This is a genomic window from uncultured Maricaulis sp., assembly GCF_963975345.1.
Lineage (GTDB): Bacteria > Pseudomonadota > Alphaproteobacteria > Caulobacterales > Maricaulaceae > Maricaulis.
Window position 1 is genome coordinate 252,713 of the sequence record NZ_CAXBGE010000003.1, and the last position, 13,617, is coordinate 266,329.

A 13,617-nucleotide genomic window follows, 5' to 3' on the forward strand; every position below is an offset into this window, starting at 1 on the left:
GCAATCGGCTAGCGCGGGAGCGTTTCAGTTGTCGTCCGGCCCGGCTTGCGCATCCTTGCGCCCGGCCCAAAAACGCGCCGCGGTGACAAGCAGGGCCGTGATGACGGCGCCCATGCCGATCCAGCGGGCGAGATCAATCGGTGCAAACAGGAAGGCGGCAGCATAGGCCACCCCGCCCAACACCAGGGCGAGCCCCATGAAACGCTTGGCGGCCGCCTTGCCGGCGCTGGTCTCGCCGCCGCCGATGCGTTTGGCGACCGCGTTTGAAAACACCGCCAGGATCAGTCCGGTGATGGCCCCGGAGACGCGGCCGGGAAAATCCGGCCCTGCCATCTCAGCATTGGAGGCCCAGACGGCGGCCAGACTTGCGGCGATCAGGCCTAACGCGGTGAGAAGCGAGAATCCGACATTGCGTGTGATCATTGGGGTCTCTCCTGAGGGGCGTCCACGGCGTTGCGGCCAAAGCCGAACGCCTCGGAAAAGCCCAGCAGAGCTTCTTCCAGAACGGACACATTGAGGTGGTAGATGATGGATTTTCCGGACTTCTCGGTCGTCACCAGACCGGCCTGTTTCAGCACGCTGAAATGGGCCGACATGGTCGGTTTGGAGACCGGAAAGGCGGCGGACAATTCTCCGGCCGGACGCGGACCCGCTTTCAGGATCTGCAAGACCCGGCGGCGGGTTGGATCGGCGAGGGCTTTGAAAACATCATTCATGAGTAGACGATTAGCTAATCATCTAATCGTTGTCAAGGCAACAACGCCTCTCAAGGGCTCATCCCCGCAGCAGCACGCCATCAGGGTTCACGCCTGGCCCTTCCGACGCAGCGGATCTGCGCCAGCCGGACACCGGCAATCGAGTCACACGAAGTCACAGCACACCCTTGGCCGACAACCAAGGCGGTGACCGGCGTCACAAACGCAATTTGGTGACACCCGCTGCGCCTACCAGCTGCGGCTGACGCCGACACCGATGACATCGGCGTCGCTGGAGAAGGTCCCAATCAATCGGTCTCCGAACACACCGACTCTATTCAGTGAGGAATCGTCAAGATTGACCCGGTTATAGGCCAAGTCCAAGGTCCAGCCGGGACTGGCATGCCAGGTCGCTCCGAGCGCGTAGACTTGGCGATTCGCATCGGGAATGCGCGGCGTGGGGAAAGCGCTGTTCGTCGGCGTTTCATCAACGGCGAAGCCAGCGCGCAGGGTCCAGGACGGGTTGAGATCATAATCGACGCCCAAGGCATATCTCCAGGTGTCGTGGTAATTCAGAGGTTCAATGCTGTCAGGTTGTGCGGGGTTGGCGAAGACCAAGGTCTGGTTCTTGAGCACCGACCAGTCTGTCCAGACCGCCGACGCGAACACGGAGAGCGCCGGACTGGCGCTCCACCTGGCGCTGAATTCGGCATGGCCCGGCAATTGCAGGGTCGTGCTCGCACTCGTATCGATAAAAGCGCCCCCGGCGGTTAAAAACGCCGCCTGCGGCGGAACCGTAAAGTCGGCCCCCCCTTTCAATGTTGGGCTGAAGCCGGAGCGGTAGTGCGCGCCGAACAGCCAATTGTCTGCCGGGGACCAGGCCAGCCCGAGATTCCAGCCGATATCGAAATCATCGCCGTCGGCCCGCAATGCCCCGTCCGCGCTTTGCGGCAGGAGGCCCAGCGGGACGCAGGTCGCCGGCCCGACGTCAGCCAGGCACAGGGCACCGAAATCGAGCGCACTGCCGATCGTCGCCTTGGCGTAAAGCACGTCGACCCCACCCCCGACCGCGAGGCGATCGGTAATCGCGTAGGACAGCGATGGGCTGATCAGTATCGTCTGCAGCCGGGTTTCGGCGGACTGGTAACGCCCCGGCCAACCGGCATCATATTTGTTGTCGGCATCAAAAGGTGTTGTAAGCGCCAGCCCGAATGCCAGATCATGGCTCACAGGGATGACGGCGTAGAAGGCCGGGACGACGGCATCCTTGAGGAAGCCGTCGGTCGAGCCCCCCAGCGGATTGCCGAACAGGTCGACGGAGCCCGCATCGCGGAACCGGGATGAGATCAAATTACCGGAGAGCGTGCCGGAAACCATCGCCGAGCCAAATCGCGCCATCAGCGCCGGATTGGCAAAGGCGACCGAGGCGTCGGTCGTCTGGCTGGCGAAGCCGGCATTGGCGCGGCCCATATCGGCCGCAGAATATTCATCAACGGAAAAACCGCCCGCCAATGCCAAGGAGGACGTCGACGACATCAACACCAAGGTCGAGGCTAAAACAGAAAGTCGCATGTCATGACCCTCACAATTGCATGGAATGACACCAGAAACATTGCGCCCGAATTGCAGCTCAGGCAAATTTAATCGTGACGTGTAATGCGTCCGGTTCATCACGCCGGCAAGCGACCCGACTGGGCAGGCATCTCATCCGTCAAAACGCGGCAAAAACAGGCGTTTGATGAGATGGCGCGCCGCCGCCCTTAGCCGCCGCCATCATCGCCGCCCGTACCGAAATCGCCGGGATGGCCGTCATGATGATCGTCGCGGCGGCGCTCGGCCTGATCGTGCTGGCTGAGCCCCATCATGCCGACACCGACCCCGTCATCAACGCCGTCAACGCCGCGATTGCGGAAATAGATTTTCGGCCCGTCGCGGGAGAGCCAGCGATAGGTCAGCAGCGACAGGATCGCGCTCCCCAGCACCAGGATCAGCGCGACGCCCCCACCGACCGCGCCATCCGGCTGCATGAAAATGCCAAACAGCCAGGCCAGGAACACAAACATCGGCGCAGCGATCAGCAGCGCGAAAGCTTGCCGGATCCATTTCATCATCGCCTCGACCTCCCCGTCGCACCGGCTCATGGCCGGACACAGGTAGTATCAGCGGCAAAAGGGGCAAAAAGGGGACAATTCGGCAATCCCCTGGAATCCATCAGGCGTCGGCAAGCCAGTCTTCGCTCAGACTCCAGAGCCGCTCGGCGGAGTCGTCGTCGCAGGCGTGCGGGTCAACGCCCATAAAGCGGGCCATGGGAGTGTCCGGAATCGTCACGGCCGCGATGTCGGCGTTTTCGCAATAGACGCCGGGTTTGGACATCAATTTCGGTGATGTTGCAGCCCACAGCGTGGTAGAGGCGCCCTGCTCAGGAGTCTTGAAGCCGGCCTTGGCCAGTTCGGAGGGCTCGCCATCTTCGCCCAACCACCCCAGAGCGATCATTTCTTCCTTGGGCAAATGGCGTTGAAGTGGCGTGAAAATCCCGCCCGGGTGCACGGCAAACGCCAGACCGCCGAATTTTTTCAGGCGCCGGGACAGAGCGTTGGCAAACAGCGCGTTCGCCGTCTTGGCCTGGCCATAGGCCCGCCATTTATCATAGGGCGTGTTTTCAAAATTGATGTCGTCCCAGATGATGTCCGAGATCTTGTGCGCGGTGGATGACAAGGCCACCACACGCGCCGCCGGTGTCTTTTCGATCAGAGAAAACAGACCCCGGCACAACGCGAAATGCCCCATATGGCAAATGCCGAACTGAGATTCCCAACCGGGCCCGACCCGGGATTCCGGACTCGCCATAACGCCGGCATTATTGATCAACAGATCAAGCCGGGGCAGCGTCTCCTGCATCGACGCAGCGAACTGCCGGACCGATGCCAGGTCTGCCAGATCCATCGGCACCGTTGTGATATCGCCCGAAAGCCCGGCCAAGGCCTCCTTCGCTTTTGCCTTGGAGCGGACCGGAACAATGATTTTCGCCCCCTTATTGGCCAAGGCCCGCACCGTTTCCAGTCCAATCCCGCTATAACCGCCCGTGACGATGGCGATTTTTCCAGTCAGATCGATATCCTTCAAGACGTCTGCGGCAGTCGATTTCGCATGAAATCCTGATTGAAGCGGGGCTTGGTCCGAAATTGACATGGTCTTCCTTTTCAAGGCTCGGCGCATTGGGGCGATTGGCATGTCGCCCGCCCATCGACACTGCACCCTGCGCTTACTCGATGGAAGGGCTGACCGCGCCAAGACCGGAGCTGGTGACGGTGCTGGAGTGCTACGGCTCTTGCCCGCTCGAACGTACCGACCATTGACTGAGGCGCCGGACATGAGCCGCGTCAGCCACCAGTCTGGCGCCGGTCACCGGATCGACGTCCGGCGCGTGCACTATTTGCCGATAGCGAATCCAGAGCGTCGCGCCGTCACGTTCAGATTGGACAGAGTAGTGATAGGCAGCCTCATCAATTGTCCGGTCCGGCATCGTGGCGGCCCAATTGTTCCGGGAATCCGGCAGCACCAGTTCAATGCTGGCTTCCTCATTAACCGGAAACCCGAGCCCAAGCGGATAGACCCGGTCGCGCTCGGCTCCCGAATTGACGACATTGCTCAGAAAGGCCGAACCCCTGAGTTCGCGCGTTACGCCGTCCTCATTCAAGCTGAGCGCGTCGGGCAAGCGGAACCGCAATCGCAACACCATGACATTGACATCACGGTCGTCTTCGACGGACGCCGCCTCAAGCAGCTCAACCGAGCCGTAGATGCGATTATAGTGCTCAAGGAGCACATTCTCGATCTCGCCGCGACCTGAGCGGGCCTGACGGACGCGCATCCTGTCAGCACCCCGCCCATGCCCGGTCATCACAAGATCTACGATGGCGCTGCCATCATCAGCAGACAGGTCGAAGCGTTCCTGCGTGCTCGCAAACGGGGCAGCCTCGGGAATCTCCGGCATCCGCACCAGACCTTCGCCCTGACCGCTAATCGGCAGGGCAAAGCCCAGCGAACTTTCGGCCAGCGTATCGAGGTCGCCGCCCTGCTCGGAGACCGTTCCATCAAGCCAGTAGCTCCGGTCGCCGAGATGGGCCCGGACAATAACGTGGTTGAAGGCAAGCTGGTTCGGTTGTCGGTCTGACAACCCGCGACCCAGCGACGTGTTGACCAGCGCCGCCTCGGCCTCAATGCCCAACTCGTCCAGAATGGACAGCAAAAGGAGCGTTTTGGCTTTGCAGTCGCCATAGCGGCGTTCGAGCGTTTGATCCGGCAGGGCAGGGATATAACCGTCAGCTCCGAATGAGGTTGCCAGATAGCGCACATCATCCTGCACGAAGCGGAGTGCCGCCACGAGGCGGGCACCATCGCTGGCATGCGCCGCGCGGATTTGGTCCGCGACTTCAATCACCCCCGCGCTGCGCTGGGGGCGGTAGAAAGGCTCCGACCAAGCTGCAACATCGCGCCAATCTGCGAAACTGGTCAGTGCGAGCTGCGGGCTTTGCCGGACCCAGGCCGGGGCACCGGTTTCCGCTTCAATCGCATCCAACGCGGCCGGGCCAAAACTGTAGGATACGGCGCTCGCCGTCCGGTCAATCTCAACCGGGACTTCAGTCTCCGGTCCCGTGAGCGTCATTTGCACCGGGTCCGACGAGGGCCAGCCTGATCGAAAATAATAGCGTTCTACCGGGACGCCAAAGCCGAGCACTTGGGAAGTGGTGTCATAATGCCCAAGAGCCGGATTCCGGCCAATCCGCGAATACGAAAAGTCGACGACATCCCCGACACGCACGTCGTCGATCCGGACCATGGCCGTCATCCGTCCGTCAAACATCTGGCGCGCCAGCCGTGTCTCCCGTCGGGCGAATTCAATCGTCGTACTGTCGCGCTTGTCGATAGCCTCGCCATCCCGATACACAGTGAAGCCGTGAAAGATGAGCGTCTCAAAACTCGGATCATAAGTAACGGTGGTATTGGCGACGCTGCTCACTCCGCTGGTGGTCATCGCCTGTGACACTATGCGATCATACCAGGTCCGCCCGTTCTCCTGGGCATCATGCTCGCGATGCACGAGGATGTAGCGCACACCGTTTTGGGGTTCGAATTGGTATTCACTCGGATCAGGTGGATTGATCTCGCGGATGAAGGCTGGCTCCGGGCCGAATTGAGCCTCCAACGGCAGGGCCGAGGCAGTCTCAATTTCAGCTGGCTCCGCTGTACCGACACGCCCTGTCTCTCCGCCTTGCGCCTGCCAGGCGATCCACACCCACGGCGCGACAATCAGCGCCAGAATCACACTACGCCGCAACCAAACCCCAACACCACGCATCAACAAGTCCCCCCCATCCGCGAGGACACCACCTTAACGCGCGTGGATCGGGAGTAAACTCTTTAAGGGCCGTTCGAGATCCCGCGACGGTCCCCGCGGTCGCCATTATGACATTCCGCCCTAGGCGTCTTCGCGATGATAGGTCAGTGACAGGAAGACGTCTTCCAGATCGGCTTCCTCGGTGCGCAGATCGGCGATATGGGCGCCGGACGCATGGTAGCGCTCGATCACTTCGGCGACCGAGACAGCGCCAAAATGATAGGAGATCGCCAGCGATCCATCGGGCCGGATTTCTGCATCAAGTCCATCGAGCGAAGCGGGCACGGCGGTCAGGGCCTCGCCGGGTGTGATCACCAGCGTCTTGCGGTCCATCCGCTTGAGCAGGGTTTCCTTGGGCTCGCAGGCGATCACCTTGCCATGATCGATGATGGCGATCTCGTCGCACAATTCCTGGGCTTCTTCGAGATAGTGCGTGGTCAGCACAATGGTGGTGCCATTGGCGTGCAGCTCGCGCACATAATCCCAAAGCTGGCGGCGCAATTCGATATCGACGCCCGCGGTCGGCTCGTCGAGCACCAGAACCGGCGGCGTGTGCACCATCGCCTTGGCGACCAGCAGGCGGCGCTTCATGCCACCGGATAATTGCCGCACGTAGGCGTCGCGCTTGTCGGTCAGACCCAGCACTTCGAGCAATTCATCGGTGCGGCGCTCCTTCTTCGGTACACCATAAAAGCCCGCCATCAATTCGAGCGTCTCATAAGGGGTGAAGAAGACGTCGGCGCTGATTTCCTGCGGCACAACACCGATCGCAGCCCGCGCGGCGCGGCTGTCCTGGTCGATATCAACGCCCCAGGTGCGCGCTGTGCCGCTGGTCTTGTTGGTCAGGCCGGCAAAGATATTGATGAAGGTCGACTTGCCAGCACCATTCGGCCCCAGCAGTCCAAAAAAGGAGCCGCGCTTGACCTTGAGGTCGATCCCCTTGAGCGCTTCCTTGTCGGCGGTCTTGCCGCCGCCATGATAGGTTTTGCGCAAATCGACCGCTTCAAGCGCGTATTCTGGCAGTTTTTTTGTGTCGGACATGTCGCCTCGGAATTGACGGCCAAGTTAGGAAGGCCATAACTAGGCATCCTCCAACCCGCTGTCCATGAGGGCTGATGCATGGCCGACGCCGCAAATACAATTCCACCCTCCGAAATCATCCCGGTCACCGGCCACCGCATTGCCTGTGATGGCGGTGGCGGCGCGCTCGGTCATCCACGGGTTTTCCTCGAAATGGGCCAAGACGATTTCGTCGAATGCCCCTATTGTGACCGCCGCTTCGTCAAGGCGGGCTCGGCACAAGACCCGAAAGCCTGATCATCCACTCACGCAGAGCTGAGACGTAACCGTCTGGGGAGGCGCTGCATGGCCATGATGTCGAGCCGGAAGACCGGTCTGATCACCGGGATTGTGCTGGCGATTGGCCTGCAATTCATGCCCGTTCCCGACGGCCTCAGCCGCGAAGCCTGGCTACTGGCCTCGCTGGGACTGATGATGGCCGCCTGGTGGGCAACCGAAGCGATTCCAATCGCCGCCACCGCGCTGATCCCGATTGCCATTTTCCCACTGCTCAACATCACCACGACCGGCGGTGCCACAGCACCCTATGCCAGCCCGATCGTGATGCTGCTGCTGGGCGGTTTCATCGTCGCGCTCTCCATCGAGAAATGGAATCTCCACACCCGGATCGCACTGAATATCGTCGCCAAATTCGGCGGTCATCCGGCAGCCCTGATCGGCGGCTTCATGCTCGCCTCGGCCCTGCTCTCAATGTGGATTTCCAACACCGCCACCACTTTGATGATGATCCCGATTGCCCTGCGCGTGGCGCAGGAGGTCGAGCATGAGGGTGTCACCTCGAAATATTTCGCGCCGGCGCTGGCGCTTGGTGTTGCCTATGCGGCTTCGATTGGCGGCATGGGGACGCCGGTAGGCAGCCCGACCAATCTCATCGCCGTCGGCTATCTGCGCAATGAATTCGGTCACACGCTCGATTTCGCGAGCTGGATGGGCATGGGCCTGCCCGCCGTGCTGCTGATGATTCCGGTCGGCTGGTTCGTGCTGACGCGGCTGAGCTTCAATCTCAAGGGCGCCGGGGAGAGCACAGCTGCCGAAGCCATGGTCGAGCGCGAGCTAGCCGGGCTGGGCAAAATGACTGCACCGGAGATCCGCGTTGCCGCCCTGTTCGGCACCGTCGCCCTGTTATGGATGGGCCGCTCCTTGCCGGCGGAACTCCTCACCTGGACGCCTTTCTTCTCAGGCGAAGGATGGAATTGGGGCTGGAATCCCCTGCTCGCCTGGCTGACCGGCACGCTCGACATCCCGGTATCGATCCAGATGACCGACACCCAGATCGCCGTGATGGGCGCACTGGCGACCTTCCTGGTCCCGGCCGGCAAGACCGGCGAGGCACGCGGCGAAGCGCTGATGAATTGGGACGGGCTCGCCCGCCTGCCCTGGAATGTGGTGATCCTGTTCGGCGGCGGTCTCTCGCTGGCGGCAGCCCTGTCTTCGACAGGTCTGGCCGACTGGCTGGGCGGGCAATTGACCTTCCTCGCCGACTGGCCAACGCCGCTCCTGATCCTGATCGTCGTCGCCACCGTCGTTTTCCTGACCGAGCTGACCAGTAATGTCGCCACCACAACAGCCTTCCTGCCCGTGCTCGGCGTCCTCGCCATCAGCGCCGGCGTCGCTCCGGAACAACTCGTCCTGCCCGTTGCGATAGCCGCCTCAACCGCCTTCATGCTCCCCGTCGCGACAGCGCCGAACGCCATCGTCTACGCCTCCGGCGCCGTCACCCAAGGCCAGATGATCAAGGCCGGCTTCAAGCTCAACCTGTTCGCGATTGTGATCATTACGGTGATCGGGATCGTGGCGGGACAGTTGGGGTTTGGGGGTTAATCGGGGTCTGGGAAGAGACGGTTTCCCTGCAGGATGCGCTCGATGCGCAAGGCACCATCGGCAACACGATAGAAGATCAGATATCGCCCGTGCGGCTGGCCACGTATCCCCTCGCCGAGGTCGGGCCGAAGGGGAGCCGCTTCAGGGAAGACCGACAGTCGGGCGCAAGCGCTCCGAAGTTCCGCGATAAAACTCATAGCTCTCAACGGATTGTCGAGCGCGATGTAGTCGCCGATTTCCTCGAGGTCCACCTCGGCCCTATCCGAGAAAACCAGTCTCACAGCAAACCCTGATCCTTCGCCATTTGCTCATACTTGGCCGTAAGCCGGTCAAACACCTCCTCAGCCGGTATCCCCGGCCCGCTTTCCGCGCCCAGCCTGACCGCCTCACGCAATTCCTCCAGCTCGGAGAGAAATTTCGTCTCGCGTTCCTCAACCATGCGCAGCCCGTCGCGCAGGATTTCGCTCTTGGAATTATAGCGCCCCGACTGGATCAACTCGGTCATCATCGCCTCGAAACGCGGACCAAGGGCATAGCTGCTGGGCATGAGACTCTCTCCATCGCAAGAGCGGATGGATAATTATTATCACACGTGGCGCCCGGGGACACAATTTTTCGGGTGTCCCTCCAGGAATTTCCCGTCAGAACGGCGACCCGGCCGTCCCGCCTGGAACGCACGCCAGACGAGGCGGCACACCGTATTCGGCATACTCGCGGCTGGCGGCCGTCGCGGTCGACGGGTTGGTGCCGCTATCCTGTAGACAGGCATCCACCGCCTCTTCCCGCTGGCCGAGCATGCCGAGCGCACGGCATTCCCACTGGCCCGACGTGGAGATGGTCGACATCCACGGCGCCCCGTCAGCTCCCAAAACATCATCGATATTTTCCCGGAAAGGCTCGGCGCGAAGCTGGTCCACCAGTTCAGTCAGGGTGGCGTCCGCCCGGTCACATTCGCCGAGCATGGCCTGCGCCTGCGCTTCGGAGACTTGCCGCGAGGCGGCGCATTCCCGCACTTCGAGACAATAGGCGGGGGCCGGTTCTCGCAGCCAATCCAGCACGGCATCGGGTCGCTGCGCCGCGAGATAGATGTAGAGTTTCAGCTCATCCAGACGCCGCTTGGCCGAGCCCGACCAACGAATGGTGTCGAGATTTTCAACGACCGCAATGGCCTCGACGTTGCGGCCACGGCTCACAAGCATCGACAGGTAGACGGAGACCGCCAGATCAGGTTGCGCCAGACGCGGCGCCTGCCGGCCAGTGACCAGTTCGGTGAGCTCGCGCGCCGCGTCGAGATCATTCGCCTGCACGAAGACATAGCTGGCCTCGCTCACCGTGTTGTCGGTCGGCGCACGCAGCACGGTCTCTCGCATCAAATCCGCAGCCGGGCCGAAGAAGCCCAGATCACGCCAGGCCCGGGCGCGCGTCTGCTGGCCGGAGAACAGAAGATCCGGATCGGAGGTTTTTGATCGCGCCCAGTAGGACAGGCCCAGTGCGATCACTGGTGCCTCGCCCCAGCGGGCAGCACGCTCCGTCAATTCCAGGGCTGAGGGTGTGAAGCCACTCGAGCCCGTCGCGTGCAAAGCCGTGTCGGCGGCAATGAAGGCGGCCAACGCCACCGCCACGGCAATGGCGCCTCGTATCCAGACCCGCATAACCACTCCGCTACCCGTAAAGATTGCGCGATCAAATCCCAACGTCGAGAGTTTGACAAGCAAGAGCGCCCTCCGCCGCAACTCCCCCATGACCTGCGCCCCGCGCCGCGCTAGTCTGCGCCAACGCGAATCCCGAGGACTTTCCCATGGCCGTTCACAGACCCGTCGATGCCTCCAGCCATGTCTATCTGATCGACGGGTCGGGCTATATTTTCCGCGCCTATCATGCCCTGCCGCCACTGACGCGCTCCGACGGGACTCCGGTCGGGGCAGTACAGGGCTTTTGCAACATGTTGTGGAAGCTCTTGGAAGACATCAATACTGGCGAGAAACCGACCCATCTGGCGGTGATTTTCGACCATTCCGGCAAGACTTTCCGCAATGATCTCTACCCGCTCTACAAGGCCCACCGCCCGCCAGCGCCGGAAGATCTCGTGCCGCAATTCGCTTTGATCCGCGAAGCGACGCGGGCCTTTGGCGCGCCCTCGGTCGAGATGGAGAATTACGAGGCCGATGATCTGATCGCCACCTATGCCCGCCAGGCCGAGGCCAAGGGTGCGCGGGTTTCGATTGTCTCCTCCGACAAGGATCTGATGCAGCTGGTCTCCGACCGCATCTCCATGCTCGACACGATGAAGAACAAGCGCATCGATGCCGATGGTGTGTTCGAGAAATTCGGCGTCGGACCGGACAGGGTGATCGATGTCCAGGCCTTGGCCGGCGATAGCGCCGACAATGTACCCGGCGTGCCCGGAATCGGCATTAAGACGGCGGCGCTCTTGATCAATGAATATGGCGATCTCGACACGCTGCTCGAACGCGCCGGCGAGATCAAACAGAATGCCCGCCGCGAAAAACTCCTCGCCCATGGCGATGATGCCCGCATGTCACGCACGCTGGTGACGCTCGATTGCGACACCCCGCTCAATGCCCAGCTCGACGAGTTCGGCATCACCGATCCCGACGCCGAACCTCTGGTCACTTTCCTGAAATCGATGGAATTCCGCACCTTCACCCGCAAGGTGGAAGAGACACTGGGCGGGCCCGCCGCTGACGAGACCGGCTCGGCAACGGCCCCGATTGACCGCTCACAATATGAGTGCGTCACCACGATGGCCCAGCTCAATGACTGGATCGAGCGCTGCCATACCGCCGGCGTGATCGCCGTTGATACCGAGACCGATGCGCTCTCTTCCAGTGCCGCCGGCCTGGTCGGGATATCGATGGCCACAGCGCCCGGCAAGGCCTGCTATATCCCGCTCGCCCATATCGACCCGGCCGCGACCGGAGATATGTTCGACACCGGCAAGGCACCGGAGCAATTGCCGATGCAGGCCGCGCTCGATGCGCTCAAACCGCTCTTCGAGTCCCCTGCAGTTCTCAAAATCGGCCAGAACTTCAAATACGATCTCGGCGTGCTGACCCGCTATGGCATCGACGTCGCGCCAATCGACGACACCATGCTGATCTCCTATGTGATGGATGCCGGCCTGCACGGCCATGGCATGGACGCGCTCGCCGAAATGCATCTCGGCCACACCTGCGTCCCCTTCAAGGAAGTGTGCGGCAGCGGCAAGAACCAGATCTCCTTCGACAAGGTGCCGCTCGACAAGGCCACGGAATACGCCGCCGAAGACGCCGACGTCACCCTGCGCCTGTGGGAAATTCTCAAACCAGCCCTGATCGCCAAGAAGAAGGCCACCGTCTACGAAACCCTCGAACGCCCTATGCCCGCCGTGCTCTCGGCGATGGAGAATTGCGGCGTCAAGGTCGATCCCGACCAGCTCAAACGCCTGTCCTCGGAATTCGCCCAGAAAATGGCCGGTGCCGAGGCCGCGGCCCATGAGGCCGCCGGGCGCTCCTTCAACGTCGCCAGTCCCAAGCAATTGGGCGAGATCCTGTTTGACGAGATGGGTCTGCCGGGCGGCAAGAAAACCAAGACCGGCGCTTGGTCAACCGACGCTGCCGTACTCGACGAACTCGCCGCCAGCGGCCATCCCCTGCCGGTGGCGCTGCTGGAATACCGCCAGTTCGCCAAGCTGAAATCGACCTATGCCGACGCGCTGTTCGCCGCGATCAATCCGAAAACCGGCCGGGTCCACACCTCCTATTCCCTCGCCGCGACCACCACCGGCCGCCTCTCCTCCAACGAGCCCAATCTGCAAAACATCCCGATCCGCACCGAGGAAGGCCGCCGCATCCGCGAAGTCTTCATCGCCGAGCCGGGCAATGTCCTGGTCGCCGCCGACTATTCCCAGATCGAGCTGCGCCTGCTGGCAGAAGTCGCCGAAGTCGACACGCTCAAGGAGGCCTTCCGCACCGGCGCCGACATCCACGCCATGACCGCGTCGGAAGTGTTTGGCGTGCCGATTGAGGGCATGGACCCGATGGTGCGGCGCAAGGCCAAGGCGATCAATTTCGGCGTCATCTACGGCATTTCCGCCTTCGGTCTCGCCAATCAGATCAATGTTTCACGTGAAGAGGCGAAGAATTTCATCAACGCCTATTTCGAGAAATTCCCCGGCATCATGGCCTATATGGACAAGATGAAGGAGGAGGTGAAAGCCCGCGGCTATGTCGAAACCATCTTCGGCCGCCGCTGCCACTTCCCGTCCATCACCGACAAGAACCCCAATATGCGCCAGTTCGCCGAACGCCAGGCCATCAACGCCCCGCTACAGGGCGCCGCCGCCGACATCATCCGCCGCGCCATGATCCGCATGCCCGACGCCATCGCCCGCGCCAATCTCGACGCCCGCATGCTCTTGCAAGTCCACGACGAACTCATCTTCGAAGTGCCTGAGGCCCAGGCCGAGGACATGATCGCGCTGGCGAAGAAGGTGATGAGCGAGGCCTGCCGCCCGGCGCTTGAGCTCAGCGTGCCGCTGGATGTGGATGCGAAGGCCGGAAGGACGTGGGGCGAGGCGCACTGACGTCATAACTCTTTAAAAATCAAATTCTTGTCATCCCT

Annotated in this window: 13 protein-coding genes; 3 read left to right on the forward strand and 10 right to left on the reverse strand. The window is 61.8% G+C overall.

Features of this window, described 5'->3' with window-relative positions; genetic code table 11:
• Nucleotides 1-24: 24 nt before the first annotated feature.
• From AAC029_RS04535 to AAC029_RS04565, 7 genes are all read right to left on the reverse strand, one after another.
• On the reverse strand, nucleotides 25-423 hold the full coding sequence (locus AAC029_RS04535; RefSeq protein WP_339744411.1) for a hypothetical protein: 399 nt from the start codon (nucleotides 421-423) through the stop codon (nucleotides 25-27).
• Nucleotides 420-716: an autorepressor SdpR family transcription factor gene (locus AAC029_RS04540; protein ID WP_339744413.1), complete on the reverse strand. Its 297-nt coding sequence runs from the start codon at nucleotides 714-716 to the stop codon at nucleotides 420-422. Before AAC029_RS04540 ends, AAC029_RS04535 begins: the two co-directional genes overlap by 4 nt.
• Nucleotides 717-944: 228 nt before the next feature.
• A complete protein-coding gene (locus AAC029_RS04545) occupies nucleotides 945-2,267 on the reverse strand; it encodes an outer membrane protein transport protein (protein ID WP_339744415.1) in 1,323 nt (440 codons plus the stop codon).
• 188 nt (nucleotides 2,268-2,455) lie between these two features.
• On the reverse strand, nucleotides 2,456-2,806 hold the full coding sequence (locus tag AAC029_RS04550; RefSeq protein ID WP_339744417.1) for a hypothetical protein: 351 nt from the start codon (nucleotides 2,804-2,806) through the stop codon (nucleotides 2,456-2,458).
• Nucleotides 2,807-2,906: 100 nt separating this feature from the next.
• Nucleotides 2,907-3,884 carry an oxidoreductase gene (locus AAC029_RS04555; RefSeq protein ID WP_339744419.1) on the reverse strand — a complete coding sequence of 326 codons (978 nt, stop codon included), beginning with the start codon at nucleotides 3,882-3,884 and terminating at the stop codon, nucleotides 2,907-2,909.
• Between the two features lie 130 nt (nucleotides 3,885-4,014).
• On the reverse strand, nucleotides 4,015-6,054 hold the full coding sequence (locus AAC029_RS04560) for a DUF3857 domain-containing protein (protein ID WP_339744421.1): 2,040 nt from the start codon (nucleotides 6,052-6,054) through the stop codon (nucleotides 4,015-4,017).
• Nucleotides 6,055-6,174: 120 nt separating this feature from the next.
• Nucleotides 6,175-7,134, reverse strand: coding sequence for an ABC transporter ATP-binding protein (locus tag AAC029_RS04565; RefSeq protein ID WP_339744423.1), 960 nt, complete (start codon nucleotides 7,132-7,134; stop codon nucleotides 6,175-6,177).
• A gap of 78 nt (nucleotides 7,135-7,212) precedes the next feature.
• Here AAC029_RS04565 and AAC029_RS04570 point away from each other — a divergent pair, with 78 nt between their 5' ends.
• Nucleotides 7,213-7,410 (forward strand): zinc-finger domain-containing protein, encoded by a 198-nt coding sequence (locus AAC029_RS04570; protein WP_339740922.1) that lies wholly within the window; start codon nucleotides 7,213-7,215, stop codon nucleotides 7,408-7,410.
• A gap of 48 nt (nucleotides 7,411-7,458) precedes the next feature.
• Nucleotides 7,459-8,994, forward strand: a complete 1,536-nt coding sequence (locus tag AAC029_RS04575) for an SLC13 family permease (protein ID WP_339744425.1) — start codon at nucleotides 7,459-7,461, stop codon at nucleotides 8,992-8,994.
• Here the strand turns inward: AAC029_RS04575 and AAC029_RS04580 are convergent.
• The 3 genes from AAC029_RS04580 to AAC029_RS04590 all read right to left on the reverse strand — a co-directional run bounded on the left by AAC029_RS04580 (nucleotide 8,991) and on the right by AAC029_RS04590 (nucleotide 10,646).
• Nucleotides 8,991-9,275, reverse strand: a complete 285-nt coding sequence (locus tag AAC029_RS04580) for a type II toxin-antitoxin system RelE/ParE family toxin (RefSeq protein WP_339744427.1) — start codon at nucleotides 9,273-9,275, stop codon at nucleotides 8,991-8,993. The two genes, AAC029_RS04575 and AAC029_RS04580, sit on opposite strands and share 4 nt — an antisense overlap.
• A complete protein-coding gene (locus AAC029_RS04585) occupies nucleotides 9,272-9,541 on the reverse strand; it encodes a type II toxin-antitoxin system ParD family antitoxin (RefSeq protein WP_339744429.1) in 270 nt (89 codons plus the stop codon). The genes AAC029_RS04580 and AAC029_RS04585 overlap by 4 nt, the downstream gene beginning before the upstream one ends.
• 94 nt (nucleotides 9,542-9,635) lie before the next feature.
• Nucleotides 9,636-10,646 (reverse strand): hypothetical protein, encoded by a 1,011-nt coding sequence (locus tag AAC029_RS04590; RefSeq protein WP_339744431.1) that lies wholly within the window; start codon nucleotides 10,644-10,646, stop codon nucleotides 9,636-9,638.
• A 146-nt stretch (nucleotides 10,647-10,792) separates the two neighbouring features.
• Between AAC029_RS04590 and polA the strand changes: the two genes are divergently transcribed.
• Complete coding sequence (gene polA / locus AAC029_RS04595; protein WP_339744433.1) at nucleotides 10,793-13,579, forward strand: DNA polymerase I; 2,787 nt, start codon at nucleotides 10,793-10,795, stop codon at nucleotides 13,577-13,579.
• Nucleotides 13,580-13,617: the final 38 nt, after the last annotated feature.